Raw genomic sequence first — 25,312 nt, forward strand, 5'->3', positions numbered from 1 at the left:
ACACCTATGCTGCCCCGGTAACCCCTACCCCCGGATTGCCCCGGACCGTCGAGGAGGCGCAGTCCTTGCTCGGGGCGGTAGCCGCTTTGTCCACCGCCCCGCTGGCCACCATTGCACAGCGATTGCGGGACGCCGTTGATCCGTATCTGGGCAGTAGCGCGCTGGTGATCTTCACCGAGGACTGCACGGGCCGGCCCCAGAAGAAAGCCGGCGACGAAGCCATCATCAGCCGGGTATCCATCGCCGAACTCGACCACATCCGCGCCGCGCTGTCGGAGAGCGGAGCATCGCCGGGCGGGGCGTGGCAGGGCGACGCCGTCCTTGGCGGCGAGGAACGCGCGGTACTGGCCCTTTCCTCGCCGAGCAACGCGCTGCTGGTGTTCACAGACCCGCAGCATCGTCCGGATCCGGTCGAGCATGCCGCGGCAGAGCGGATGCTCGGCTACCTGTGGGCCCTCGCAGCCGAACGGATCCGGGAGAAGGTGGCTGATGCGCCGCCGTCGTACCTCATTGAATCCCGCGCGGCCTCGGCCGAGCGGGTGAGGGTGACCGCCGAACTGGTGGACCGTCACTCCACCACCCTCGAAACCCTGCTGGCCGCGCTGCGCTCGCCCGCACTGACCGACGACGCAGCGCGGAAGTCCGCCATCGACGTCGCCGCTAAGGCATTGGTGGGGCTCCGCACGCTCAGCGACCGCACCACAGAACTGGTAGAGGAACCGGTCGCCACCGCGTTCCAGCGCCTCCGCGAGGATCTGAAACCATTGACGCATTTCAGCGGCATCGACGTTCAGTTCATCGAGCCTCCCCTCAATGGCCGTGCCCTGCCCGGCGAAGTGGCGCATGCGGCGCGGGCGATCGTCAGGGGCCTGGTACTTGCCATGGTGGATCAGGGCGGCGTCAGCCGGATACGCACGCAATGGGACTGCGACGGCGAGAACCTCCTGGTCAACGTCCGCGACGACGGCCCGGGCGAACTGTCCAAGGCGGCACCCAACATGGCCCGCTTGGGGCAACGCGTGGAGGCCCTCAACGGCCGCATGTCGGTGGATGTGATGTCCGGCTGGGGAGCTGACGTAGCGGTGTCACTCCCCCTCGACCCGCCGGCCGGCCCGCTGGCGGATGTCTCAGGCTGGAAGCTCGCCGAACGGGAACTGGAGGTGCTTCAGCTGCTGGCCGCGGGACAGCGGAACCGGGCCATCGCTGCGAAACTGCACATCAGCGAGAACACCGTGAAGTTCCACCTGCGCAATATCTACCGGAAGGTTGGCGCTTCCTCACGCACGGAGGCTATCGCTATGGCCCACAGCAGCGGCCTGCGCTAGCCGGGCCTTTTGCGCCCTTGCCCCGGCGACCGACCGGTGCCAGGGTGGCGGCATGGCAATCGACATCCGTCCGGCGACGCAGTTCGAGGACGTGCAAGCGATGATTGGCCCCAAGAGCCCCGGGGCAAATGTCTGCTGGTGCCTGAGCTACCGCATCCCGTCAAAGCAGAATGTCGAGTTACGCGGCCCCGAGCGCGGGGCACTGGTGAAACAGCTCGTCGGGCAGGATCCACCCCCGGGCGTGCTGGCCTATGACGGCGACGACGTGGTGGGCTGGGCAGGCGTCCATCCGCGCGCCGACACCAGCTTTGCCGGCAACCGCAAGATTCCCCACGTGGACGACGTCGACGTGTGGCCGGTGTGGTGCATCCGGGTCCGGCCCGGGCACCGAGGCCAGGGCATCTCGCACCTCCTGCTGCAAGGCGCCGTCGAGTTCGCCCGCAGCTACGGCGCCCCTGCCATCGAGGGCTACCCGGTGGACAACCAGGGCAGGAAAGTGGACCTCACCATGGCATATGTCGGCACCCGCTCGCTCTTCGAAGAGGCAGGGTTCGCCAAGGCCGCCGACACCGACTCTGTGCTCAACGGCTTCCCTCGCGTGCTCATGCGCCGTTCCCTGCGGTGATGCCTGGAAAGGATCACCTGCTACGAGCGTCGGTACCGCGAGCTTCCGTGCCGCGAGCTTCTGCGCCAGGGCTTCGGCGTCGTCCTACGCAACAGTCATCGCGATATGCAACAGGGTGACGCATGTCACGATCTGTGTCAAGGTGCGGCCGGACCATTGCGAAATACCTTGACATTGCGCGTGACGAGGCGCACTCTGTTGCTTACCGCGAATTCTGTTGACTCTTGCGGAACAACCTCCGAAGCCAAGGCAGACCGTTTGCGAATCCAGTCCCTGAACTCTAAAGAGGTGCACACCATGCACGAGGCCTGCCCGCTTAGTGAACTCGCTCCCGGGGAGGCACGACGGCTCGATACCGCTCCGTCTATCGCCGTCTTCCTCACGGAGGAAGGTGACCTGGATGCATCGCCGGCCACCCTGCCGGTCCGCACACACAAAGTCAAGATCGTCGACGGCAACACCATGGTCCTCGAATCGGACGAAGCCCCCAACCTTCCGCCCGGTCTAGCCCCCGAAGGCCATGTTTAAACGCAAGCCCATGACTCGCCGAGAAAAGGACCCGCTCATGGCTATTAATAGTGAAATAACATCCCCCAAACCCAACGAGGCTCCTACCGACAGCAGTCCGGCGGATTCTCCCGACAACCCGGACGCTGAAAGTATGGATAGCTCCCGCGAAGCAACGCGCATCTCCACAGAGGAAATTCCACCCGCAGTCCTCGAACCAGAGGACGGCATAACCGCAAGCCTGCCGGATGAAGAAGAATACGCTCAGATCCTTGAGGAACTTCGCCAGAGCAAAACAGAGCAGGCTGTCTCCGAACGCCGGAACCAGAAACTAACCCTCGACAAGGTCACCTTCGGCATCACAGGCGCCATCGCCGTCGCCTTCGTGATCTGGGGCTTTGTCGGCAAGGACAGCCTGTCCAGCACCTCCAAGGACGCCCTCGACTGGGTGATGGAATACACCGGTTGGCTCTTTATGGTGCTGGCCTCCCTTTTCGTTGTTTTCGTCCTCTGGCTGGCCCTCGGCAAGTTCGGAAACATCCCCTTGGGCAAGGACGGTGAGAAGCCGGAATTCCGAACCGTCTCCTGGGTGTCCATGATGTTCGCGGCCGGCATGGGTATTGGACTCATGTTCTACGGCGTCGCTGAACCTCTCTACCACTACGTCTCTCCCCCGCCCGGAACCGTCGACGGCCGCACGCCCGCAGCCATCCAGACTGCCATGGCAACATCCATCTTCCACTGGACCCTGCACCCCTGGGCCATGTACGCCGTAGTGGGAATCGCCATGGCCTACGGAACCTACCGGCTGGGCCGCAAGCAACTCATCTCGGCGGCCTTCACCTCACTGTTCGGCATCAGGATGGTGGAAGGCCCGGTGGGCAAGTTCATCAATATCCTGGCCATCTTTGCCACCCTCTTCGGCACCGCCGCATCGTTGGGCCTGGGCGCCCTCCAGATCGGCAGCGGCATGACATCGAACGGTTGGGTAGGGGAAATCGGGACTCCGGTGCTCGTGGTGATCGTAGCGATCCTCACGTCCTGCTTCGTCGCCTCCGCCGTCTCGGGCATCAGCCGCGGCATCCAGTGGCTCTCGAACATCAACATGGTCCTGGCCGTGGTCCTCGCCCTCATCGTGTTCGTCGCCGGTCCTACCCTGTTCATCCTGAATCTCATCCCGTCCGCGGTTGGCGACTACGCTCGAGACCTCGCCGAGATGTCCTCCCGTACGGAAGCCGTCGGCGACGAGGCCCTGCGCACCTGGATGTCCGGCTGGACCATCTTCTACTGGGCCTGGTGGATTTCCTGGACGCCCTTCGTGGGCTTGTTCATTGCCCGGATCAGCCGCGGCCGCACCATCCGCCAGTTCGTCACCGGCGTCCTGCTTGTCCCCAGCATCGTCAGCGTCATCTGGTTCGCGATCTTCGGCGGCACAGCGTTCCATGTCCAGGAGGAAGCCGACAAGGCAAACACTCCGGGCCTGGTAACGATGGTCGACGGAAGCCCGTCCATCAATTTTGATGGCGCCCTCTTCGACCTGGTCAAGAATCTGTCGATGCCGGACTGGCTGACAGCAGCGGTCATCGTCCTTGCGATGGTCCTGGTCGGGATCTTCTTCATCACGGGTGCCGATGCGGCCTCCATTGTGATGGGATCGCTAAGTTCCAACGGCGCCGAGGAGCCACGGCGGGGAGTGGTCATTTTCTGGGGCACGCTCACCGGTGCAGTCGCGGCGGTCATGCTCCTTGCCGGCGGCGATGAGCCCTCGGCAGCTTTGTCCGGCCTGCAGCGCATTACCATCGTGGCGGCGCTGCCGTTCGTCCTGGTCATGCTGCTGCTGTGCTTCGCCCTGGCTAAGGACCTCCGACGCGACCCGCTGTCCTTGCGCCGGCGCCTGGCCACCTCCGTGGTGGAGCGCGCCATTCGTACCGGAGTGGAACAGCATGGCAGCGTCCAATTCGACCTCGTCACCAGGCACGATTGCGCCGAGAAGTGCTCTGACTCGGACTGCTCCGGCGGAACCCTAACGGGCGGTATCCCAACTGTCGGGAAGCCCGTCAGCGGCGATACCAAGCCAAAGACCAATCTCAACTAATTGATCCCCTAGTTCTGTCCCCGGCGGCAACCCCTTGGTGCCGGGGACAGAACTTTTTTATCTCACCAGCAAAGGTTAAACAGACATGTCCCAGAATCAGGAACAAGACACCATCCTTCGCGTTTCCAGCGACAGCAGCAACACCGTGACCCTCCACCTGGACGCATCCGCACCCGTGACCGTCCGGCTTCAGGTTGACGGGGGCTGCACCTGCGAGCACACCACGCCCCGGCCCGGCTCATACATTGATAGTGACCCGGGTTCGCGATGACGAGGACCGCAGTGCTCCTCGAAACATGCATGGCTTGAAATCGTGACCGTTCAATTGGGAATCCCCGTGCTACGCGCCGCGCCCGACGGCCGCGGACCCGCACCCGAACCGCGTCCGCCAGGCCTGCGACCGGGCCTGGTGGACCGCTTTGGCCGCCAGGCAACGGACATGCGTCTGTCCGTCACGGACAAGTGCAATCTTCGCTGCACTTACTGCATGCCTGCGGAAGGACTGGAGTGGCTCTCGAAACAGGCAGTCATGACGGCCGGTGAGATCGTTCGGATCGTCGGAATCGGCGTCAAGCGCCTGGGCGTGAGGGAACTGCGGCTGACCGGCGGAGAGCCCTTGGTCCGTCCTGACTTGGCTGCCATCATTGCCGCCCTGCGTGAGGCGCACCCGGAACTCCCGATTTCCATGACAACCAACGGCGTGGGGCTGGACCGGAAAGCGCGGGCTCTCAAGGAAGCCGGGCTTACCCGGATCAACGTTTCCCTTGACTCCCTGCACGAGGAGACCTTCACGAAACTGACCCGGCGCCCGTTCCTTGGCAAGGTCCTCGCCGGCGTGGAAGCTGCCCGGGCCGCGGGGCTGGGGCCCCTCAAAATCAATGCCGTGCTTATGCGGGGAATCAATGACCACGAGGCATGCGGGTTGCTGGCCTGGGCGCTGGATCACGGTTTCGAGTTGCGCTTCATCGAACAAATGCCTTTGGACGCTGACCACGGGTGGACGAGGCGGACGATGATCACCGCAGCGGAGATGCATGCGCTCCTGTCGCGGGAGTTCTGCCTCCAGCCCGACGCCGGTGCACGTGACGGGGCCCCGGCTGAGCGGTTCCAGGTCCGCCGCCGGGACCGCGCCACAGGTGAGCCCACGGGACCAGTACTCGGAACGGCCGGAATTATCGCTTCAGTGACGGAACCTTTTTGTTCGGACTGCCGGCGGACCCGCATCACGGCCGAGGGAAAGATCATGAGCTGCTTGTTTTCCCGCGAGGAGTTCGACCTCTTGGGCCTCCTGCGGGGCGGGGCGGACGACGACGAGCTCGCCGGCCGCTGGCAGGACGCCATGTGGGTCAAGCCCCGGGCCCATGGCATGGACCATGCCGGGCTGGGTGCCGCCGACTTCATCCAGCCGGACCGCAGCATGAGCGCCATCGGAGGCTGATCAACAGTTGCTTGTACGATATTTCGCCGCCGCCGGCGCAGCAGCCGGCGTTGAAGAGGAACGCCACGACCTTCCGGAGGGCACCACGCTGGAGGGACTCATCGACGCTCTGTTGGCTTCGGATCGCCCGACACGCCCTGCCGGCGCCCCCTCGTTGCCGGCAGTCATCTCGAGGAGCAGCTTCCTGCGCAACGAGATTGCCGTCCGAGACCGTGCTTTGGTCCTTCGGCCCGACGACGTCATCGACGTCCTGCCGCCCTTTGCCGGAGGCTAAGCGGCAAAGAGAGCCTGGCGGACAGCATGCTCGAAACCGCTGACGTGAACACGAGCCAGCTCCGCAGCCCGTGCCTCATCGCCGTCAATGACTGCACGCAGCAGGTCGAGGTGCTCGCGGACGTGATGGGAGAGATCGGGAAGCCGGTCCAAAACCATGCACCAGATTCGGGTGGCAAGGTTGTCGTAGCGAATGAGGACGTCTTCCAGGTGGGGGTTCGCAGCAGCTGCATAAATACCTTGGTGCACGCTGGCGTCGAGGCGCAGGGTTTCAACGACCGAGGCAGCGCTCACGTCAAAGGCCTCAACCTCCGCCATCACGCTGCGCAACCGCGCCCTGGTTGCCGGCGAAGCCACGCGCGCGGCCCGGGAGGCCGCCAATGGCTCAAGCTGGGCGCGGATTTCAGAGATGAAAGCAAGGTCGGTCACCTCAACCCGGGTGGCGAAAGTTCCGCGACGGGGGTAGGTGACCACGAGGCGGTCCAGCTCAAGGCGCTTGAGGGCTTCCCGCACGGGCGTCCGCCCCACGCCGAGGTCTTTGGAGAGAACCTCATCGTTAAGGAGGTCGCCTGGCTTGATGTCCAGCATCAGCAGCCGGTCCCTGATGCTCGCATACGCAACGTCCGCCAGGGACTTTCCGGCCGCAGCATCCGTAAAGGCCAAAGATTCAAATGCCACGGTAGTAACCCCTTCCATCACGCCATTTATGGCTATTGACCTCACCCAATGACCAGTATACGCTAGGTGACAGTTCTAATATATCAGTTCTAATCACAAGAATATATCTAAAGGAGGAACCATGACCCTCGTGGATACCGGCTTATCCGCCAGCACCCAGCCCCAGTCCCCCGCAGTAGCGGACAAGCCCGGGCAGAAGTTCGTGCTCACACTGTCGTGCGGCGAACGCGCGGGCATCGTTCAGGCTGTCACCACCTTCCTGTTTGAGCGGGGTTTCAATATCGACGAGCACCAGCAGTTCGACGACGGCCTCCGCCAAACACTTCACCTGCGCACTGCGTTCTCCCGTTCGTCGGCCTACTCCCTGGACAAGCTCGAAGAAGAGTTCCGTCCGATCGCGGACCGTTTCGGGATGAAGTTCGAGGTCCACGACCAGACCAAACAACGCGTCCTCGTCATGGTGTCCAAGTTCGGCCACTGCCTCAATGACCTGATCTTCCGCTGGCGCGGCGGCAGCCTGGGCGGGGATCTCGTTTTGGTGGTTTCCAACCACGAAACCCACCGGGCGATGGCGGAGGCCGCGGGCCTTCCGTTCGTCCACATTCCCGTGACGTCCGAGACCAAAGCAGACGCAGAGCGTCAGCTGCTCGACCTGATCGACGAGCACAACATCGACCTCGTGGTGTTGGCGCGCTACATGCAGGTGCTTTCCAACGACCTTTGCCGGGCCCTGGAGGGACGGGCCATCAACATCCACCATTCCTTCCTTCCCGGCTTCAAGGGCGCGCGCCCCTACCACCAGGCCTACGATCGCGGAGTCAAACTCGTGGGGGCCACGGCGCACTACGTCACTGCGGACCTTGACGAGGGTCCCATCATCGAGCAGGAAGTCATCCGGGTCGATCACACGTACGGCCCCACCACCCTCTCCACCATCGGCCAGGACGCGGAAGCCCTGGCCTTGTCCCGCGCTGTGCGGTGGCATTGCGAGCACCGCGTACTGCTGGACCAGACCAGCACCGTGGTGTTCCGGTAACCACAACCACCACATCAGCACAGGCAACACACGAGAATCAGCAGGAGAAACCACATGGCTTCGACGCCAAGCATTGTCATTATTGGAGCCGGGATCGTCGGCACCAACCTCGCCGACGAACTGGTCACCCGTGGTTGGAACAACATCACCGTCCTGGACCAGGGCCCCCTGAACATGCCCGGGGGTTCCACCTCGCACGCACCGGGATTGGTTTTCCAGACCAACCCCTCAAAGTCCATGGCACTTTTCGCCAAGTACACGGTGGAAAAGCTCCTGTCCCTCACGGAGGACGGCCAAAGCTGTTTCAACCAGGTGGGCGGCCTTGAAGTTGCTACCACGGAGACCCGTCTGGCAGACCTCAAGCGCAAGCTCGGTTACGCGCAGTCGTGGGGCATCGACGGCAAGATCCTCTCCCGCGAAGAGTGCAAGGAGCTCTACCCGCTGATCAACGAGGAAGACATCCTGGGCGGCCTCCATGTACCTACCGACGGCCTGGCCCTGGCTGCCCGCGCAGTCCAGTTGCTCATCAAGCGCACCGAAGCAGCCGGCGTGAAGTACATCGGCAACACCGAGGTGACCGGGATCGAACAGTCCAACCGCCGCGTCACCGGCGTCGAGACCGCCGACGGCGTGATCCCGGCGGACATCGTGGTTTCCTGCGCAGGCTTCTGGGGCGCCAAGGTGGGCGAGCTGATCGGGATGTCCGTCCCGCTCCTCCCGCTGGCCCACCAGTACGTCAAGACCACGCCGGTTCCCGCCCAGAAGGGCAAGAACGAACTGCCCAACGGCGCCCAGCTCCCCATCCTGCGCCACCAGGACCAGGACCTCTACTACCGCGAGCACGGCGAGCGCTACGGCATCGGCTCCTACGCACACCGACCCATGCCCGTGGACCTGGACGAACTGGGCAGCTACGAGCCCAGCAGCATCAGCGAGCACAACATGCCCTCGCGCCTGGACTTCACCCTGGAAGACTTCCTTCCCGCGTGGGAAGCAACCAAGCAGATCCTGCCGGCACTGCGTGAAAGCGAAATCGAGGATGGCTTCAACGGCATCTTCTCCTTCACCCCGGACGGCGGCTCCCTGGTGGGCGAGTCCAAGGAAGTGGATGGCTTCTTCGTTGCCGAGGCCGTGTGGGTCACACACTCCGCCGGCATCGCCCGTGCCGTGGCAGAGCTCCTCGTGGACGGAAAGTCGCAGATTGACCTCGGCGACTGCGATATCCACCGCTTCGAAGAGGTCCAGCTGACCCCCGAGTACGTCAGCGAAACATCCCAGCAGAACTTCGTGGAAATCTACGACGTCCTGCACCCGCTGCAGCCCAAGCTCTCTCCGCGCAACCTTCGCGTCAGCCCCTTCCACGCCCGCCACAAGCAGCTGGGCGGCTACTTCCTGGAGGGCGGCGGATGGGAGCGCCCCTACTGGTTCGAAGCCAACGCCGAACTGCTCAAGGAAATGCCTGACGAATGGCAGCCGCCGGCACGTGACGCCTGGTCCGGGATGTTCAGCTCGCCCATCGCCGCGGCCGAAGCCTGGAAGACCCGCACCGCGGTGGCCATGTACGACATGACTCCGCTCAAGCGCCTCGAGGTCTCCGGCCCCGGAGCCATGAAGCTGCTGCAGGAGCTGACCACCGCCGACATGACCAAGAAGCCCGGGGCTGTCACCTACACCCTCCTGCTGGACCACGCAGGAGGGATCCGAAGCGACATCACCGTGGCCCGCCTGAGCGAAGACACCTTCCAGCTCGGAGCCAACGGAAACATCGACACCGCCTACTTTGAGCGGGCCGCACGCCACCAGACGGAAAACGGAACCGCCAGCGACTGGGTCCAGGTGCGCGACACCACCGGCGGAACGTGCTGCATCGGCCTGTGGGGACCCCTCGCCCGGGACCTTATCAGCACCGTCAGCAGCGACGACTTTTCCAACGACGGCCTGCGCTACTTCCGGGCCAAGAAGGTAGTCATCGGCGGCGTCACGGTCACCGCTATGCGGCTGTCCTACGTCGGTGAGCTGGGCTGGGAACTGTACACCAGCGCAGACAACGGCCAGCGCCTGTGGGACGCACTGTGGAAGGCCGGTCAGCCGTTCGGCGTGATCGCCGCAGGCCGCGCCGCATTCAGCTCACTGCGCCTGGAAAAGGGCTACCGCTCCTGGGGCACCGACATGACCACGGAGCACGACCCGTTGGAAGCGGGACTGGGTTTCGCCGTGAAGATGGCCAAGGAAAACTTCGTCGGCAAGGCAGCACTGGAAGGCCGCACCGAGGAGAACTCCGCACGCCGCCTGCGCTGCCTTACGGTCGACGACGGCCGCAGCATCGTACTGGGCAAGGAACCGGTGTTCTACAAGGACCAGGCGGTGGGCTATGTCACCAGTGCGGCCTACGGCTACACCGTTGCAAAGCCGATCGCCTACGCCTACCTGCCGAGTGCAGTCTCATTGGGTGATTCCGTGGAAATCGAGTACTTCGGCCGGCGTATCCAAGCCACCGTCACGGAGGATCCGCTGTACGACCCCACCATGACCAGGCTTCGCGGCTGACCTTCCGCAGGGCCATCCACCAGGGCACGCGGCCCGGACCCGACCCCTCGCAACCGGGTCCGGGCCGCGTCCCTTTCCCACGGGCATCCCCAGCCCCCAGCCAGGAACGGACCCATGATCAGTTCAGAAACAATTAGCGACTACCTCGCCAGGCTTGCCTCCCGCCAGCCCACTCCAGGCGGAGGTGCGGCTGCTGCCCTGCATGCCGCCCAGGGCGCCGCGCTCGTCGCCATGGTTGGCCGTTACACTACCGGCGGCAAATACGAGCAGCACGCCGCAACGGTGCAGCGAATCATCCAGGCCGCAGACGACCTCATAGGCGAAGCCCTGCGCCTCGCCGACGCCGACGAGCGTGCCTTTCAGGGCGTCATCGATGCCTACAAACTCGATGCCGGCACGGACGAACTCAAGACCGCACGGGCGGCAGCCATTAGGGATGCCCTTGTTCAGGCAGCGCAGACTCCCGCGCAGCTTATAGAAGTTGCCGGTGCGGTGGTGGGTCTGGCCACCGAACTGTTCGACGTTGCCAACCCGAATGTCATCAGCGACGTCGCGGCTGCCGCCGATGCCGCCCGGGCGGCTGCGACCACAGCCCGCGTGAACATCGACATCAACGTGGTGGCCATCAAGGACCCGGAGGCACGCACGCTGCTGGCCCATCAAACAGACGGGCTCGAGGACAAAGTCGTCCTGGCAGCGGACTCCCTTGCGGCACGCGTACGCGAAAGGATCCTCAGTTGAGCACTGCAATGCTGTCCGGTAAGCCGCTGGCCGGCCTCATCCAGCAGAGGGCCACGGACGAGGCCAGGGCACTCGAAAACGACGGCCTGCGCCCTACCCTGGCCGTCGTCGTTGCAACGGACGACGAGTCCACGCTCTGGTACGTCCGGTCGATCGAGCGGGCAGCAGAACGCGCTGGTGTCGGCTGCCGAATCATCGACCTGGGACACGACGCAACAGAGCAAGTCCTGGCCAGCGTACTGAGGGACCTGAGCGCGGCACCGGAGGTCAATGGCATCATCCTGCAGACCCCGCTGCCTCCCAATGTCCGGACGGATGAGCTGGTGGGTCACATCGCCCCGGAGAAGGACATCGACGGAGCGAATCCGTTGAGCCTTGGCCGGCTGGCCGTGGGTCAGCCCGCCTTCGCTCCCGCTACGGCCCGCGCCGTCGTCGAAATCCTTGACCACTACGATATCCCGGTGGCGGGCCGGAACGTCGTCGTGGTGGGCCGGTCCGCCGTCGTAGGAAAGCCGCTCTCCCTTCTGCTTCTGGCAAGGGATGCCGCCGTCACCGTCTGCCATTCGAGGTCGGGCCCGTTGGAGAAGTACACCCGCGCCGCCGACATCGTGGTTGTCGCTGCCGGGCGGACCGGACTGCTGACCGGCAGCCAGGTTTCACCCGAAGCGGTGGTAGTCGACGTCGGCACAAACGTCCTTGCGGACGGTTCCCTCGTGGGAGATGTGGACGCAGACAGCGTCCGCGGAGTTGCAGCGGCCCTGACTCCGGTCCCCGGGGGCGTCGGGTCGGTGACCACGGCGTTGCTAATCCTGCACACCGCCGAGGCCGCACGTGAACAGTCAGTGGCCGGCCGGTTGCCCGTGGGCTAAAGGACGGCCCGGATCAGGTTCTCAAATTCGGTGACGTGCTTGGAGGTCAGCCGGGCGGCCGCCTCCGGGTCGCCGTCCGCGATGATTTCAAGCAATTCGATGTGCTGCGCAATGTGCTCTGAGACCGGAGGCAGCTTTTCCAGGACGAGGCTCCAGATCCGGGTCGCCAGGTTGTCGTAGCGAATCAGGACATCCTCCAGGTGCCGGCTGCCGGCCGCCCGGTAAATCGCCCGGTGAACGCGCATGTCCAACCGCATGAGGTCCCGTTGCGCCTGCCGGCCGGCCAGGAGCTGTTCCACTTCCCGGGCGAACTCCCTCAATTCCTGCTTCGTCCGCGGCGAGGCCACCCGGGCGGCGCGCGCTGATGCGACAGGTTCCAGGAGCTGCCGTATCTCGGAAATCTCGGCCAGGTCCGTTATGTCCACGCTGGAGGCAAACGTCCCCCGGCGGGGGTAGGCCACCACCAAATGATCGCTCTCAAGACGCTTCATGGCTTCCCGGATGGGCGTCCTGCCAACTCCGAGCCGTCGCGAAAGGGAGTCGTCGTTGAGCGGTTCCCCGGGTTTGATGTCGAGGACGATCAGTTCGTCGCACAGGACCCGATAGGCATAGTCGGCGTATGTCTCGTCGGACTGGCGTGCGGGTACATCGGCACTGCCGGTTTCGACCGGTATCTCGGCGCTGGGTGTCACTTTCAGGTTCCTTCCGCTGCGTGACGGAGCCTTGACTCGAACCGCTCCATGAAACATACTATTCCTAGAACTGATATATCAGTACATAGGAATAGGAATGTCAGCATTCCCTTCCAGGTGCGGACGACTGCCGCAACCGGGCACCCGGACGGTGGCCAATGAACGGAGAACCATGAACACGGAAGCTGCCGCGCAACTGCGGTTGGAAGTTGTTCCCTCTGCCGACCTGCTCAGCCGGCTTCCGCTCATCTTCGAGGCACCTGGCACAGTGAGCGTCACGTGCCTTCCGCACCACGGGCCCGGGAAGACGGTGGCAACTTCGATCGATCTTGCGCGGAGCGGCTACCAGCCCGTCCCGCACCTTGCCGCCCGCAGCATCGGCAGCCAAGCCGAACTGCACACAATGCTGCGGCGCCTGATCGATGAAGGCATCAACGAACTCTTCCTCGTGGCAGGTGACCGCCGCACGCCTGCAGGACCGTACTCCTGGAGCGGCGAACTCATGGAAGAGGTCAAGGCCTTCGCCCCGGACATGTCTGTCGGTGTCGCCGGATATCCGGAAGGCCACCCGCACTTCAGTGCGGAGCAGTTGAGGAACAGCCTGGAGGCCAAGGCGCCCCTGGCCACTTCCCTGGTGACGCAGATGTGCTTCTCCGCCGATGCCATCAGTCAATATGTTGGGGCACTCCGGCGCAGCGGGGTCCGGCTCCCCGTATGGGTCGGTGTCCCCGGTCCGGTCTCCGTGACGAAACTGCTCGCGATGGGCGCTCGCTTGGGAGTGGGCCGATCACTCAAACTGGCGCGCGGAACGGGCATGGCTCGAGCCCTTTGGCGACGCGGCGACATGCTGGACTTTGACAGCGCCCGCCTCATCCGGGAAGTACAGCAAAAACTGGCAAACGAACCCCTGTTTGCGGGATTCCATGTCTACACCTTCAACGACTTCGACCGGCTGCCGGGACTTCTGGACAGCCTTCCGCTGCTGGAGCCTCGCTCCACACCCGGCTTCAAACGCCCGCAGGCTCTATCTCCTGCCAAGATCTGAAGGGAAAATCGCATGGCCTCGAAAGCCCCCCGCGAAAATATCGATGAGTCAAAGCTGACCCTCACCAAGCCGAAAACGACTGCCGTCGGCCTTCCGGCCGTTGCAAACGCGTTAAAAATTTCCCTTGAGCAAATGGGCCCGCTGCGCAGCGTCCAGACACTCCTGGCAGTCAACCAGGTTGACGGCTTTGACTGCATGGGCTGCGCCTGGCCTGAACACGAAAAGCGCAACGCCGCCGAATTCTGCGAAAACGGCGCCAAGGCGGTGGCCGAAGAAGCTACGCTGCGCCGCGTCACGCCTGAATTCTTCGCGAAGCACTCCATTGCGGACCTGAAGACGCGCGATGACTACTGGCTGGGCCAGCAGGGCCGGCTGACGCATCCGATGCTCCTCGAAGACGGCGCAACCCACTACAAGCCCATCGCATGGGACGACGCCTATGAGCTGATCGCCCAGGAGATCAGGGACATGGAGCACCCCGACCAGTCGGTTTTCTACACTTCCGGGCGGACTTCGAACGAGGCAGCCTTCGCCTACCAGCTCCTCGTCCGGGGCATAGGGACGAACAACCTGCCCGACTGCTCCAACATGTGCCACGAATCGTCCGGCTCGGCCCTGGTCGAAACGATCGGCATCGGCAAAGGCTCCGTCAGCCTCACGGACCTGGAGACCGCGTCGCTGATTTTCGTGGCGGGTCAAAATCCCGGCACCAACCACCCGCGCATGCTCAGCGCCCTGGAGAAGGCGAAGAAGAACGGCGCCGTCATCATCTCCGTGAACCCACTCCCCGAAGCCGGGCTCCTGCGGTTCGAGAATCCGCAGAACATTTCGGGCATGGTGGTGGGCACGCAACTGACCGACGACTTCCTGCAGATCCGTGCCGGCGGCGATCAGGCCCTCTTCCAGGGGCTTGGCAAATACCTTCTCGAAGCCGAAGCCGAAGGGCGCAAGACCCCCGGCCTCCCCACCGTGCTGGACCATGAATTCATCAAGGACCACACTGTCGGCATCGATGAATACCTGCGGTACCTCGAAAAGGCCGAATGGGACGACATCGTCGAAGCAACCGGACTGACACTGGAACAGATCAAGTCCACTGGCGAGCGCCTGCTGGCCTCGAGCGCCACGATCGTCTGCTGGGCCATGGGCCTGACCCAGCACAAGCACTCGGTCCCCACCCTCCGCGACGTGGTCAACGTCCTGCTACTCCAAGGCAACATCGGCAAGCCCGGAGCCGGCGTCTGCCCCGTGCGCGGCCACTCCAACGTCCAGGGTGACCGGACCATGGGTATCTTCGAGAAGATGCCGGAGCAGTTCCACGACCGGCTTGACCACGAGTTCCAGTTCCTCTCCCCCCGGGCGCACGGATTCGACACCGTGGCCGCCATCCGCGCCATGCGGGACGGCAAGGTCCGCGTGTTCATCGGCATGGGCGGCAACTTCGTGCGGGCGGCTCCGGATTCCGAGGTCACGGAACAGGCGCTGGCCAACACCCGCCTGACGGTACAGATCTCCACGAAACTGAACCATTCGCACGTATCGACGGGTCGGCGTGCGCTGATTCTTCCGACGCTGGGACGCACCGAGAAGGACACCCAGCGCACCGGCGACCAGAGGGTGACCGTGGAGGACTCCATGAGTGCGGTCCACGCCTCCCGCGGACGCCTGAAGCCCGCCAGTGAGCACCTGCACTCCGAAGTGGCCATTGTGTGCAACATCGCCCACAGGATCTTCACCGGCAGCGAGAACCTCCCGCTGCCCAATACCCCCAAAGCCGACTGGCTCGCCATGAGGGACGACTACTCCATCATCCGGAAACACATCGAGGCGGTCCTCAGCGGTTTCGAGAATTTCGAGGAAAGGATCAAAAACCCCGGCGGGTTCGTCCTTCCCCACCCGCCCCGGGACGCCAGGAAGTTCGATACGCCTTCGGGCAAGGCCCACTTCACGGGCAACGAACTGGAATTCATCAGGGTCCCCGCGGGACGGCTTGTCCTTCAGACGCTGCGCTCGCACGACCAGTACAACACCACGATCTACGGCAAGGATGACCGCTACCGCGGCATCCACGGCGGACGCCGCGTGGTCCTGGTCAACGAAAACGATATCGTCGAGCTGGGATTCGCTGACGGCGAGATGGTCCACCTCATCTCCGAATTCCGGGGGACGGAGCGCCGGGCCGAAAACTTCCGGATCGTCTCGTACTCAACGCCCAAAGGCTGCGCCGCCGCCTACTACCCGGAAACAAATGTCCTCGTGCCGCTTGACTCCGTAGCTGACACGAGCGGAACGCCGACGTCCAAGTCGGTTGTTGTCCGGCTGGAACGGGCCCAAGCGTGAGCGCCGCCCTGACCGCTGAAGCGACTGTTGCCAAAGGAGTGGACGGTCCAAGGATAGAACGGGCTATCCGCGAATACCTTCTGGCCATCGGGGAGGACCCGGAAAGGCCCGGATTGGCGGACACGCCGGCCCGCGTAGCCCGGGCCGCCGCTGAAATGTTCGGCGGGCTCCATGAGGATCCCTTGGCCGTCCTGGACAGGACCTTCGACCTTGGCCACGGTGAAATGGTCATCGTCAAGGACATTCCGTTCTATTCCACCTGCGAACATCATCTGGTGCCCTTCCACGGCGTGGCACACGTGGGCTACATCCCGTCCGCCGAGGGACTCGTCACCGGCCTCAGCAAGCTGGCCAGGCTGGTGGACGTCTTTGCACGAAGGCCGCAGGTCCAGGAGCGGCTGACCACCCAGGTGGTGGACGCACTGGTCGCATCGCTGCGGCCCCTGGGCGCGATTGTGGTGATCGAGTGCGAGCACCTGTGCATGTCCATGCGGGGCATCCGCAAGCCGGGAGCCAAGACCATCACCTCAGCTGTCCGTGGTGAACTGCGCCTGCCGGCCGCCCGTGCCGAGGCGCTGAGCCTGATTCTCGGCCGCTGAGAAATCTCTGGACACAGTCTCCCGGCTACCATACGATGTAACTGATATATCTTTACTGAGCTATTAAAAATATCAGTACCCTACAGACACCATCAACGGAGAAACAATGTCTGATATCACTCAAGCCCAGGCCGACGCCGTCCTGGCTGCTGCCCGCGAATCGGCACGCGAAACCGGCACCTCAATGAACATCGCGGTGGTGGACGCCGGCGGAAACCTCAAGGCCTTCACCCGCATGGATGGGGCATGGCTCGGCAGCATCGACATCTCCATCAAGAAGGCCCGCACCGCCCGCTTCTTCGACATGGCCACGGGAGCCATCGGTGAACTGTCCCAGCCAGGGGGCCCGCTGTTCAACATCGAAGTGTCCAATGGCGGACTCATCACCTTCCCGGGCGGTCTTCCGCTGCACAGTAGCGACGGCACCGTCATTGGTGCGATCGGCGTCAGTGGCAGCACTGTGGAGAATGACCACACCGTAGCCTCCGCGGGCGCGGCTGCCCAGAGCTGAACAGAACCGGGATGCCGTGCCCGCTGGCACGGCATCCCGGTGACAGCCTCCGTCCCCAATAAGGATGAGCTGTCCCGTTCCCGTGAATGGTGCTTCGGTGGCCTGACACCTGGGGAGGTATCCTCATCGAAGCACCACTCTCGGGCAACGGGGCAGCGCCGGCAACTTGCCGGACCAGTGCAAGGCAATCCGACACGGCGAGCCTGGCACCCAACCCCAGCACCACCCCCATCCCCGCAGCCAAGGAGTGTCCATGTCAGGAAACAGAGCCGTCGCTTACAAGGAACCCGGTGTCGTCGAAATCATCAATACCGACTACCCGACGTTCGAACTCAAGGACGGGCCGGGCGTCAACCCAGCCAATGTGGGCCGGAAAGTACCCCACGGTGCGATCCTGCGAACGGTAACAACCAACATCTGCGGCTCGGACCAGCACATGGTACGCGGCCGCACCACTGCCCCCCAGGACCTCGTCCTCGGCCATGAAATCACCGGCGAAGTGGTGGAAGTTGGTCCGGATGTGGAGTTCATCAAGGTCGGAGACATCGTCTCGGTACCTTTCAACATCTCGTGTGGCCGTTGCCGAAACTGCAAGGAACGAAAGACCGGCATCTGCCTGAACGTCAACCCCGACCGTCCTGGCAGCGCCTACGGCTACGTGGACATGGGCGGCTGGGTGGGTGGCCAGGCAGAATACGTACTTGTCCCCTACGCCGACTGGAACCTGCTCAGGTTCCCGGACCGCGACCAGGCCCTGGAAAAGATCATGGATCTGACCATGCTCTCCGATATCTTCCCCACCGGCTTCCACGGCGCCGTCACCGCCGGAGTCGGCGTCGGGTCCACCGTTTACATCGCCGGCGCCGGCCCGGTGGGCCTGGCAGCCGCCGTCGGCGCACAGTTGCTTGGCGCCGCCGTCGTGATTGTCGCCGACATGAACGAAGACCGCCTCGCGCAGGCCCGCTCCTTCGGGTGCGAAACGGTGAACGTTTCCAACGGAGACCCGAAAGACCAGATCGAACAGATCCTGGGCGTCCCCGAGGTCGATTGCGGCGTCGACGCTGTTGGGTTCGAAGCTCGCGGCCACGGCAGGGATGCATCCCATGAAGCCCCGGCCACAGTGCTGAATTCCCTCATGGACATTACTGCGGCAGGTGGGGCCCTTGGCATCCCCGGCCTGTACGTCACCGGCGACCCGGGCGGAATCGACGAGGCAGCCAAGCACGGCTCCCTCTCGCTGTCCCTGGGCACCGGATGGGCAAAGTCCCTGTCCTTCACCACCGGACAGTGCCCCGTCATGTCCTACAACCGCCAGTTGATGATGGCCATCCTGCATGACAAGGTCCAGATCGCCAAGGCAGTAAATGCCAAGGCCATTCCGCTCGAGGAAGCGCCCCGCGGCTACGCCGAATTCGACGCCGGAGCGGCAACGAAGTTCGTGCTGAACCCGAACGGCTACGTCAAGGCCTAGCACGCGACAGCGGATTTGCGGGGGCTGCAAAGCAAACACCACACGGGTGCAAGCCTTGCAGTCCCCGGTCCGCGCTGTTCTGCACCAAACATCCACTGCCCCAGACATCCACTGCTTCAAGACATTCAGGAAGGCGGCATCGATGCTCCCCCATGACACCGCCGCCGGCGCTCCCGCTTCCCAGCACCCGCCTGTCCTCGCACCGTCTCCCGCGTGGCCCGAAGCCCGGCAAATGGCCTACGAGTGCGCCAACCCTCTCCCGGCCGTGAACCTCCCCCTCGCGGCAGCATCAGGGCGCACGCTGACCCGGGACGTGACCGCGCTGCAAAACCTTCCGCATTATGCCTCGTCCGCAATGGACGGCTGGGCCGTAAACGGCGGCGGACCCTGGACCCTTGCAGAACCCGGACACGCACTTTCCGCGGACCAGGCCGGAGTCATTGCCACCGGCGGACTCGTACCTGACGGTGCGGAGGCCATCCTCCGCAAGGAGAGCGGCCAGGTCTCCGAAGGTCCGGCCGGCAAGTCCCTCCTCACGCCCACCGCCGACGCGAAATACGGCGAGCCGCAACGGGGCCAGCACATACGTCCGGCAGGCGAAGAAGCCGGAGCCGGTGACGTGCTCATCCCGGCCGGCACCATCCTCAACCCGGCCCACGTCGCCCTGGCGGCGGTGGCAGGCCACGACGAGGTGCAGGTCCAGGGCAAACCGGTGATCGCCATCGTACTCACCGGGTCCGAGGTAGTAACGTCGGGCGTTCCCGCACCGGGACAGGTCCGGGACACCTTCGGTCCGCAGTTGGGGACCGTTATATCCCTGCTGGGCGGAATTCCCGGTAGCCCCCTCAGGATTGGGGACTCCTACGAAGAGTGGCTTGCGGCCCTCGCGGATGCTCCCGGGCCTTCGGGACAACGAGCGGACGTGACCATAACCACCGGTGGTACCGGCCGGTCCGGAACGGACCATTTCCGGGCTGCCGTGACCGCCCTTGGCGGGAAGGTGCTGCTGGACGGTATCGCTATGCGTCCCGGCCACCCCGCCGTGCTGGCCGAACTCCCGGACGGCCGATTCGTCGTCGGACTGCCCGGAAATCCGTTGGCCGCCATGATGGCCCTCATAACAATCGGGGCCCCGCTGTTGGCCGCACTTGGAAACGCGCCGCTGCGCCCGGTCGACCACATCATCTCGGGCAATGACATCGGGCCGGATGCGGGCCGGACACGTCTCATACCCGCAAAAATTTTCCACGGGCTGGCGTTCCCCGCATCCCATACGGGCCCGGGCATGATGCGCGGCCTGGCATGGGCCGACTGCATCATGGCTGTTCCCCCTCGCGGCGTCTGTTCCGGCGAGCGGGTTCCTGTCGTACCCCTGCCGTGGAGCTCCTCCGCCCTGGCAGCCTCCCTGCGGTGATGTGCCTGGCAAGCATGACCTTCACAACGGACGGACTCGGCCACCCGGAGCTGTTGTCCACCACCAAGCGACGACGGGATACCCCATGGCACGCATGACACAGCGCCGAAAGATTCACCGCTTCCACCTGGACGGATCGGAAACCGAATACCCGGTCCGGTTCAAGGAAGACGTCCTGGCCGCTGAGGAACCCCTGGAAATCCGGATCGGCGGCCGCTCTTTCGCCGTGACCATGAGGACGCCCGGAGATGACTTTGACCTGGTGGCCGGGTTCCTGGTCTCAGAGGGCATCATCCGCGGCCAGTCCGAGCTGATTTCCCTGCGCTTCTGCGCCGGCGAAGCCGAGGGCCGGCAGACGTTCGATGTGGTGGAAGCCCAGCTTCGGCCGGATGTCGTCATGCCGGACACGATGCGGCACGTCTACACCTCCAGCTCCTGCGGCATCTGCGGCACCGATTCCATCGAGGCCGTCCGCAAGACCCTCCATTTCGATCCCGCGCAGGATCAGCTGCGCGTCCCGGTGGACGTTCTCGCCGAACTTCCCGCCCGGCTGCGCGCGGCACAGGCCGTGTTCGACAAGACCGGCGGCGTCCATGCAGCCGGATTGTTCAGGATTGACGATTCGGGACGACCGGAGCTGCTATGCCTCCGGGAAGACGTGGGCCGACACAATGCAGTGGACAAAGTGGTGGGCTGGGCCTTGCGCCAGGACCTTCTGCCCTTGAGCGGCACCGTGCTGCAGGTCTCGGGGCGGGCCTCCTTCGAGCTCGTCCAAAAGGCGGCGCTTGCGGGTATTCCCGTGCTGGCCGCCGTGAGCGCCCCCTCCAGTCTGGCCGCGGACCTGGCCGCTGAGACCGGAGTGACGCTGGTCGGATTCAGCAGGGGAAACAGCTTCAACGTTTACGCCGGCCGGGACAGGCTGACCCGCCCACGCAAGCTGGCGAGTGAGGACAATCATGCCCGACTTTGACGTAGTCTTCGCTGAGCTCAGCGAGGCGCCCATCTCCGTGGACCTCGCCATAGCTGCGGTTGAGGGCGACGAAGCGGGTGCAGTTGCGAGCTTCAGTGGAGTGGTGCGAAACCATGATGGCGGGAAGGCTGTGGACAGGTTGAGCTACACCGCGCACCCCACCGCGCGGCAGATTTTGGCCGGCGTCGTGGCCGAGCTCGTCACAGAACACTCCGGGGAGGCGCAGCAGCCTGTCCGCATCTGGGCCGCCCACAGGGTCGGAATGCTCAACGTTGGCGATCCCGCCCTCGTGTGCGCGGTATCTGCTGCCCACCGCGGACAGGCTTTTGCCGTGTGCTCGGAGCTCGTGGACCGGATCAAGTTCCGTGTGCCGATCTGGAAGGAACAATTCCTCAGCAACGGCGCCGTGGAATGGATCGGCGCCGAAGCAGCCGAGAAGACCGGCTAACACCTCACTGCCCCCGGTTGGCGCTGCGCCAACCCGAACACCCCGCCACGGCTCCTCCGCGGCGGGGTGTCCTGCGTTCCCCCACGATGTGCCGGTTGAGGGGGCCAGGGCCGCATCGGTCTAGGATGAAAGAAGATGTGGGAGCAGGGCGGCTGGAACCCTCCGGGCTCAAGCGCCCTGCATGGACAACGACACGAGGCACGATGGCCGCACGCAATGACCCGGACAAGGACGCAGACGCACAGGCTGGTGGCGTCCAATCGGTGGACCGCGCCCTCCAGATCCTGGAAATCCTCGCCAGGGAGGGCGACGCTGGTGTCAGCGAAATCGCCGAGGAGATGGGCATCCACAAATCCACGGTGTCACGGCTGGTGGGATCCCTGGTGGGCCGTGAACTGGTCCGCCAGAACAGCGAACGTGGAAAGTACCAGCTGGGCTTCGGCATCCTGCGCCTGGCATCATCCATCCCCGGCCGGTTGAGCGTAGTGCACGAGGCCAGGGAAGTCCTGGAGAGTCTGGCAGCGGCGTATAAGGAAACGGTCAACCTTGCCGTCCTGCGATCGAATTACGCCGTCAACGTGGACCAGGCCATGGGCCCGTCGACGTTGGCCACCTATGACTGGGTGGGCAGCCTGACGCCGCTGCACGCCACTTCCAGCGGCAAGGTGCTGCTCGCTGCACTGACAGCCGATGAAAGGGACGCGATCCTCAAGCGGATCGGCCTGCCGGCCCGCACTCCGCGTACCATCACCAGCCGTGCGGTGCTGGAAAAGCAACTGCTGAACGTCGCCCGCGATGGCTACGCGGTCGTTAACGAAGAATTTGAGATCGGGCTGACGGCGATTGCAGTGCCGATCTACAACCACCTGGGCAACGTCATCGCTGCCGTGAGTATTTCCGGCCCGGCCTTCCGGTTCACGCCGGAGGAACAGCCCGGGCTCATTGACGGCCTCCGCGAGGCAGGTCTGAGCATCAGCGCCAAAATGGGCTACAGACGCCGGTAGGCCCGGCCCCGACGGGCCAGGCCTACCGCTTCCTCCCGGGACCTAGGAGGACGGGATGGTGTCTCCGACTTTTTCTTCGATCCAGTCGTGGAAGGCGCGGATGTGGTGTTCGCTGGGGACCAGTACACCGCCCTTGGAGTAGACCTTCGAGCCCATGGCAGGCTGGCAGCGTTCGCACGCGTCGAAGTCCTGCTGGTTGACCCGGTGGAAGAGCTCCACGGATGCGGTGACGTCCTTGCCGCTCTCGACCACGCTGGGCAGGTAGAGCCAGTCACACTCAACAATGGTCCGGTCCGCGGCCATCGGGAACATCCGGTGAATGATCACGTGGTCCGGGACAAGGTTCACGAACACCGTGGGCTTGATCGTAATCGCATAGTACCGGCGGTCCTGGTCCTCACTCACCCCCGGAATCAGGTCCAGGCCCTCGGACCCGTCCACCGTGAAGCCCTTGATGTCCTCACCGAACTCCGCGCCGTGACCGACGAAGTACTGCGCGGCCAGCCCGTCAGCGAACTCCGGCAGGACCTCGGTCAGCTCCGGGTGGATCGTGGCGCAGTGGTAGCACTCCATGAAGTTCTCAATGATGAGCTTCCAGTTGGCCTTCACGTCATACCTGATCCGCCGGCCCAGGCTGAGGTTGGCCACATCGTAACCGTCAATGGCATGCACATCGCCCAGGCGCTCCTCGATGGCGCCCATCACCTCCTCTTCGAAGGACGGCGGCTCATCGGCCAGGCACACCCAGACATAGCCCAGGTACTCGCGGATATGGACCTTGACCAGGCCGTACTCGTCCCGGTCAATATCCGGCATCTTCGTCAGGTTCGGCGCCGCGATCAGCTTGCCCTCAAAGTCATACGTCCAGGCGTGGTACGGGCATTGGAAGTTACGGGCCGCTTCGCCTTTCTCCTCCATGCACAGCTTCACCCCGCGGTGCCGGCAAATATTGTAAAAGGCACGGATCTGGCCCTTACGGGTCCGCGAGATCAGCACGCTCTCCCGCCCGACCTGCACCGTCTGCCACGAACCCGGCTTGTCCAGATCCGCCGAACGGACGGCGCAGAACCACATCTGCTCAAAAATACGTTCCTGCTCAGCCCGGAAAACAGCTTCATCCACATAAGTCGACCCCGGCAACGTGGGAATCAAACTCGGAGTGGTTACCTCAACAGACACTTTTACTCCTAACAAACTACGCAACAACCAAAAAGACTTGGAAGTCATTCAGGGACTTCCAAGACTGGGACATCAGGGCGCGGGACATATGGAACGTGGCGTCAGGACGCCAGGGCGGCCCCCGCAAGTTCAGAAGCAGCCAGCGGTGCAGGGCTTTCCTTGAAGGATGCCGCGAGGCTTGTAGCAAGGCTTCGCCGCCACTTGGTGAACAGCCGCGGCTGATTCATGCCAAGGACCGCCACGGGGATGTCTTCGCGGTAGTACACCGCCAGGCAACTGTGCGTCCGGGCGTCGCCCACCTCGATCTCGAGCCGGTCGTAGCCGGCGGAGTGGCCCGCAAACTGAAGCCTGACGTCATACTGGTCGGACCAGAAGTAGTGCGGCTTGTGCGGCTTCCGGACGGCGTCAGGCCCCAGCAGCGCCTCCACCGCAATCCCGGCGCGTTCCAGTGCACCGGTCCAGTGCTCAACCCGGAGGTGCGCGCCGACGGCCTCGTCGTACCAGGCGGCGCAGTCTCCGACTGCGGAGATACCCGGGATATTGGTACGCCCCATGGAGTCGCACACGACGCCGCCGTCCACTTCCAGGCCGGAACCTTCCAGCCAGCCGGTGTTCGGTTCGGCTCCGATGCCTACCACCACGACGTCGGCCGCAAGGTAGCGTCCGCCAGCCAGCCGCATTCCGGTGACGTTCCCTTCGCCGCTGTAGAAGTCTTCTACGGTCGCGGAAGAAATGAGCTCCACTCCGTTGGCCGCATGGAGCCCGCCCACCACAGCACCCATTTCCGTTCCGAGCTGCGCGGTAAACGGCACGGGGGCGGCGTCGATCATGGTGACCTCCATCCCGCGCGAGGCCGCCGCGGAGGCTACCTCGGCGCCGATGAAGCCCGCACCGATCACAACCATCCTGCTTCCGGCAACCAACTCGGGGGCAAGGCTCTGCGCGTCCGCGAGGGTGCGCAACGTGAACACATTGCTCAGTCCGGCCAAGGTAGGCAGTTGCCGAGCCTTCGCCCCGGTGGCAATGAGGATGCCATCCGCCTGCACTGTACGCCCATCCTTAAGGACGATGGTGCGCGCGGAAGCGTCCAGGGATGCGGCGCCGGCACCAAGCAGCCATTCTGCCTGCAGGTCGTCAGTCTCGGCCTCCAGGGAGAGGTCTTCGGCGGTGATTCTGCCAAGGAGAAAGTCTTTGGACAGGGGCGGGCGGTCATATGGACGGTGGGGCTCATCGCCAATGATGACCAGCCGTCCGGAAAAGCCGTGGGCACGGGCTGCCCGGGCGGCAGAGAGGCCCGCCAACGAGGCTCCCACAATCGCAAGTGTCTCCATTGACACTCCCTTCATCGCTTAACACGCAACAAATAGCACTATATGCAACAGCGTGACGGATGCCACTTCTGAAGTCAAGGTTCGCCTCGAGACAGCGAAAGTCCCGCAATAGAACAGGAACTCTTGACAATGCGTGTGAGCCACCGCACGCTGTTGCTTATGGCGATTGCAGTT

24 protein-coding genes are annotated in these 25,312 nt (G+C 64.1%); 20 read left to right on the forward strand and 4 right to left on the reverse strand.

From position 1 onward, the window contains the following. The first annotated feature begins 35 nt into the window (after positions 1-35). From J2805_RS12375 to J2805_RS12405, 7 genes are all read left to right on the forward strand, one after another. The gene (locus J2805_RS12375) at positions 36-1,325 is read left to right on the forward strand and encodes a helix-turn-helix transcriptional regulator (RefSeq protein WP_309976999.1); all 1,290 of its coding nucleotides are present in this window, start codon (positions 36-38) and stop codon (positions 1,323-1,325) included. A gap of 52 nt (positions 1,326-1,377) precedes the next feature. After that, positions 1,378-1,950, forward strand: a complete 573-nt coding sequence (locus J2805_RS12380) for a GNAT family N-acetyltransferase (protein ID WP_309976554.1) — start codon at positions 1,378-1,380, stop codon at positions 1,948-1,950. Positions 1,951-2,247: 297 nt separating this feature from the next. Next, positions 2,248-2,478 (forward strand): Rieske (2Fe-2S) protein, encoded by a 231-nt coding sequence (locus J2805_RS12385; protein WP_309977001.1) that lies wholly within the window; start codon positions 2,248-2,250, stop codon positions 2,476-2,478. A gap of 133 nt (positions 2,479-2,611) precedes the next feature. Further along, a complete protein-coding gene (locus J2805_RS12390) occupies positions 2,612-4,552 on the forward strand; it encodes a BCCT family transporter (protein ID WP_396134327.1) in 1,941 nt (646 codons plus the stop codon). 85 nt (positions 4,553-4,637) lie between these two features. Then, a complete protein-coding gene (locus tag J2805_RS12395; protein ID WP_309976558.1) occupies positions 4,638-4,823 on the forward strand; it encodes a hypothetical protein in 186 nt (61 codons plus the stop codon). 42 nt (positions 4,824-4,865) lie between these two features. Beyond that, positions 4,866-5,990 (forward strand): GTP 3',8-cyclase MoaA, encoded by a 1,125-nt coding sequence (gene moaA, locus J2805_RS12400; RefSeq protein WP_396134328.1) that lies wholly within the window; start codon positions 4,866-4,868, stop codon positions 5,988-5,990. 7 nt (positions 5,991-5,997) lie between these two features. Further along, complete coding sequence (locus J2805_RS12405) at positions 5,998-6,264, forward strand: MoaD/ThiS family protein (RefSeq protein ID WP_309976559.1); 267 nt, start codon at positions 5,998-6,000, stop codon at positions 6,262-6,264. Here the strand turns inward: J2805_RS12405 and J2805_RS12410 are convergent. Further along, positions 6,261-6,941, reverse strand: a complete 681-nt coding sequence (locus J2805_RS12410) for a GntR family transcriptional regulator (protein ID WP_309976561.1) — start codon at positions 6,939-6,941, stop codon at positions 6,261-6,263. The genes J2805_RS12405 and J2805_RS12410 overlap by 4 nt on opposite strands. 121 nt (positions 6,942-7,062) lie before the next feature. Here J2805_RS12410 and purU point away from each other — a divergent pair, with 121 nt between their 5' ends. From purU to J2805_RS12430, 4 genes are all read left to right on the forward strand, one after another. Further along, the gene (purU, locus tag J2805_RS12415; protein WP_309976563.1) at positions 7,063-7,977 is read left to right on the forward strand and encodes a formyltetrahydrofolate deformylase; all 915 of its coding nucleotides are present in this window, start codon (positions 7,063-7,065) and stop codon (positions 7,975-7,977) included. A gap of 54 nt (positions 7,978-8,031) precedes the next feature. Then, positions 8,032-10,524: a GcvT family protein gene (locus tag J2805_RS12420; RefSeq protein WP_309976565.1), complete on the forward strand. Its 2,493-nt coding sequence runs from the start codon at positions 8,032-8,034 to the stop codon at positions 10,522-10,524. A gap of 114 nt (positions 10,525-10,638) precedes the next feature. Continuing rightward, a complete protein-coding gene (locus J2805_RS12425; protein ID WP_309976567.1) occupies positions 10,639-11,265 on the forward strand; it encodes a cyclodeaminase/cyclohydrolase family protein in 627 nt (208 codons plus the stop codon). Beyond that, positions 11,262-12,134: a bifunctional 5,10-methylenetetrahydrofolate dehydrogenase/5,10-methenyltetrahydrofolate cyclohydrolase gene (locus J2805_RS12430; protein WP_309976569.1), complete on the forward strand. Its 873-nt coding sequence runs from the start codon at positions 11,262-11,264 to the stop codon at positions 12,132-12,134. The genes J2805_RS12425 and J2805_RS12430 overlap by 4 nt, the downstream gene beginning before the upstream one ends. Here J2805_RS12430 and J2805_RS12435 read toward each other — a convergent pair. After that, positions 12,131-12,808, reverse strand: a complete 678-nt coding sequence (locus J2805_RS12435; protein WP_309977006.1) for a GntR family transcriptional regulator — start codon at positions 12,806-12,808, stop codon at positions 12,131-12,133. The two genes, J2805_RS12430 and J2805_RS12435, sit on opposite strands and share 4 nt — an antisense overlap. Positions 12,809-12,998: 190 nt before the next feature. Between J2805_RS12435 and J2805_RS12440 the strand changes: the two genes are divergently transcribed. From J2805_RS12440 to J2805_RS12480, 9 genes are all read left to right on the forward strand, one after another. Further along, positions 12,999-13,871, forward strand: coding sequence for a methylenetetrahydrofolate reductase (locus J2805_RS12440; RefSeq protein ID WP_309976571.1), 873 nt, complete (start codon positions 12,999-13,001; stop codon positions 13,869-13,871). A 12-nt stretch (positions 13,872-13,883) separates the two neighbouring features. After that, a complete protein-coding gene (locus tag J2805_RS12445) occupies positions 13,884-16,211 on the forward strand; it encodes an FdhF/YdeP family oxidoreductase (protein WP_309976573.1) in 2,328 nt (775 codons plus the stop codon). Continuing rightward, positions 16,208-16,810, forward strand: a complete 603-nt coding sequence (gene folE / locus J2805_RS12450; protein WP_309976575.1) for a GTP cyclohydrolase I FolE — start codon at positions 16,208-16,210, stop codon at positions 16,808-16,810. The genes J2805_RS12445 and folE overlap by 4 nt, the downstream gene beginning before the upstream one ends. Before the next feature lie 106 nt (positions 16,811-16,916). Then, the gene (locus J2805_RS12455) at positions 16,917-17,321 is read left to right on the forward strand and encodes a GlcG/HbpS family heme-binding protein (protein ID WP_309976577.1); all 405 of its coding nucleotides are present in this window, start codon (positions 16,917-16,919) and stop codon (positions 17,319-17,321) included. Positions 17,322-17,574: 253 nt separating this feature from the next. Then, positions 17,575-18,792: a formaldehyde dehydrogenase, glutathione-independent gene (fdhA, locus tag J2805_RS12460; protein WP_309976579.1), complete on the forward strand. Its 1,218-nt coding sequence runs from the start codon at positions 17,575-17,577 to the stop codon at positions 18,790-18,792. Between the two features lie 142 nt (positions 18,793-18,934). Then, complete coding sequence (locus J2805_RS12465) at positions 18,935-20,206, forward strand: molybdopterin molybdotransferase MoeA (RefSeq protein ID WP_396134330.1); 1,272 nt, start codon at positions 18,935-18,937, stop codon at positions 20,204-20,206. Between the two features lie 85 nt (positions 20,207-20,291). After that, positions 20,292-21,176 (forward strand): formate dehydrogenase accessory sulfurtransferase FdhD, encoded by an 885-nt coding sequence (fdhD, locus tag J2805_RS12470; RefSeq protein ID WP_309976581.1) that lies wholly within the window; start codon positions 20,292-20,294, stop codon positions 21,174-21,176. Beyond that, positions 21,163-21,624, forward strand: a complete 462-nt coding sequence (locus tag J2805_RS12475; RefSeq protein WP_309976583.1) for a molybdenum cofactor biosynthesis protein MoaE — start codon at positions 21,163-21,165, stop codon at positions 21,622-21,624. The genes fdhD and J2805_RS12475 overlap by 14 nt, the downstream gene beginning before the upstream one ends. Before the next feature lie 203 nt (positions 21,625-21,827). Then, a complete protein-coding gene (locus tag J2805_RS12480; RefSeq protein ID WP_309976585.1) occupies positions 21,828-22,628 on the forward strand; it encodes an IclR family transcriptional regulator in 801 nt (266 codons plus the stop codon). A gap of 42 nt (positions 22,629-22,670) precedes the next feature. Here J2805_RS12480 and J2805_RS12485 read toward each other — a convergent pair whose 3' ends face one another. Together J2805_RS12485 and J2805_RS12490 are read right to left on the reverse strand one after the other, a co-directional pair. Then, entirely contained in the window at positions 22,671-23,807 is a 1,137-nt protein-coding gene (locus tag J2805_RS12485) for an aromatic ring-hydroxylating oxygenase subunit alpha (RefSeq protein WP_309976586.1), read from the reverse strand. 101 nt (positions 23,808-23,908) lie between these two features. Continuing rightward, positions 23,909-25,138 carry an NAD(P)/FAD-dependent oxidoreductase gene (locus J2805_RS12490; RefSeq protein WP_309976588.1) on the reverse strand — a complete coding sequence of 410 codons (1,230 nt, stop codon included), beginning with the start codon at positions 25,136-25,138 and terminating at the stop codon, positions 23,909-23,911. Positions 25,139-25,312: the final 174 nt, after the last annotated feature.

Origin of the sequence: Arthrobacter oryzae, from assembly GCF_031454875.1 — a bacterium.
Lineage (GTDB): Bacteria > Actinomycetota > Actinomycetes > Actinomycetales > Micrococcaceae > Arthrobacter > Arthrobacter oryzae_D.

Bases quoted from the DNA above. Each gene is read 5' to 3' on its own strand.
- J2805_RS12490 (WP_309976588.1), bottom strand. From the start codon at position 25,138: ATGGAGACACTTGCGATTGTGGGAGCCTCGTTGGCGGGCCTCTCTGCC.
- J2805_RS12440 (WP_309976571.1), top strand. From the start codon at position 12,999: ATGAACACGGAAGCTGCCGCGCAACTGCGGTTGGAAGTTGTTCCCTCT.
- J2805_RS12465 (WP_396134330.1), top strand. From the start codon at position 18,935: ATGCTCCCCCATGACACCGCCGCCGGCGCTCCCGCTTCCCAGCACCCG.
- J2805_RS12445 (WP_309976573.1), top strand. From the start codon at position 13,884: ATGGCCTCGAAAGCCCCCCGCGAAAATATCGATGAGTCAAAGCTGACC.
- fdhA (WP_309976579.1), top strand. From the start codon at position 17,575: ATGTCAGGAAACAGAGCCGTCGCTTACAAGGAACCCGGTGTCGTCGAA.
- J2805_RS12455 (WP_309976577.1), top strand. From the start codon at position 16,917: ATGTCTGATATCACTCAAGCCCAGGCCGACGCCGTCCTGGCTGCTGCC.
- J2805_RS12475 (WP_309976583.1), top strand. From the start codon at position 21,163: ATGCCCGACTTTGACGTAGTCTTCGCTGAGCTCAGCGAGGCGCCCATC.
- J2805_RS12420 (WP_309976565.1), top strand. From the start codon at position 8,032: ATGGCTTCGACGCCAAGCATTGTCATTATTGGAGCCGGGATCGTCGGC.
- purU (WP_309976563.1), top strand. From the start codon at position 7,063: ATGACCCTCGTGGATACCGGCTTATCCGCCAGCACCCAGCCCCAGTCC.
- J2805_RS12395 (WP_309976558.1), top strand. From the start codon at position 4,638: ATGTCCCAGAATCAGGAACAAGACACCATCCTTCGCGTTTCCAGCGAC.
- J2805_RS12425 (WP_309976567.1), top strand. From the start codon at position 10,639: ATGATCAGTTCAGAAACAATTAGCGACTACCTCGCCAGGCTTGCCTCC.
- J2805_RS12480 (WP_309976585.1), top strand. From the start codon at position 21,828: ATGGCCGCACGCAATGACCCGGACAAGGACGCAGACGCACAGGCTGGT.
- J2805_RS12385 (WP_309977001.1), top strand. From the start codon at position 2,248: ATGCACGAGGCCTGCCCGCTTAGTGAACTCGCTCCCGGGGAGGCACGA.
- J2805_RS12390 (WP_396134327.1), top strand. From the start codon at position 2,612: ATGGATAGCTCCCGCGAAGCAACGCGCATCTCCACAGAGGAAATTCCA.
- fdhD (WP_309976581.1), top strand. From the start codon at position 20,292: ATGGCACGCATGACACAGCGCCGAAAGATTCACCGCTTCCACCTGGAC.
- J2805_RS12380 (WP_309976554.1), top strand. From the start codon at position 1,378: ATGGCAATCGACATCCGTCCGGCGACGCAGTTCGAGGACGTGCAAGCG.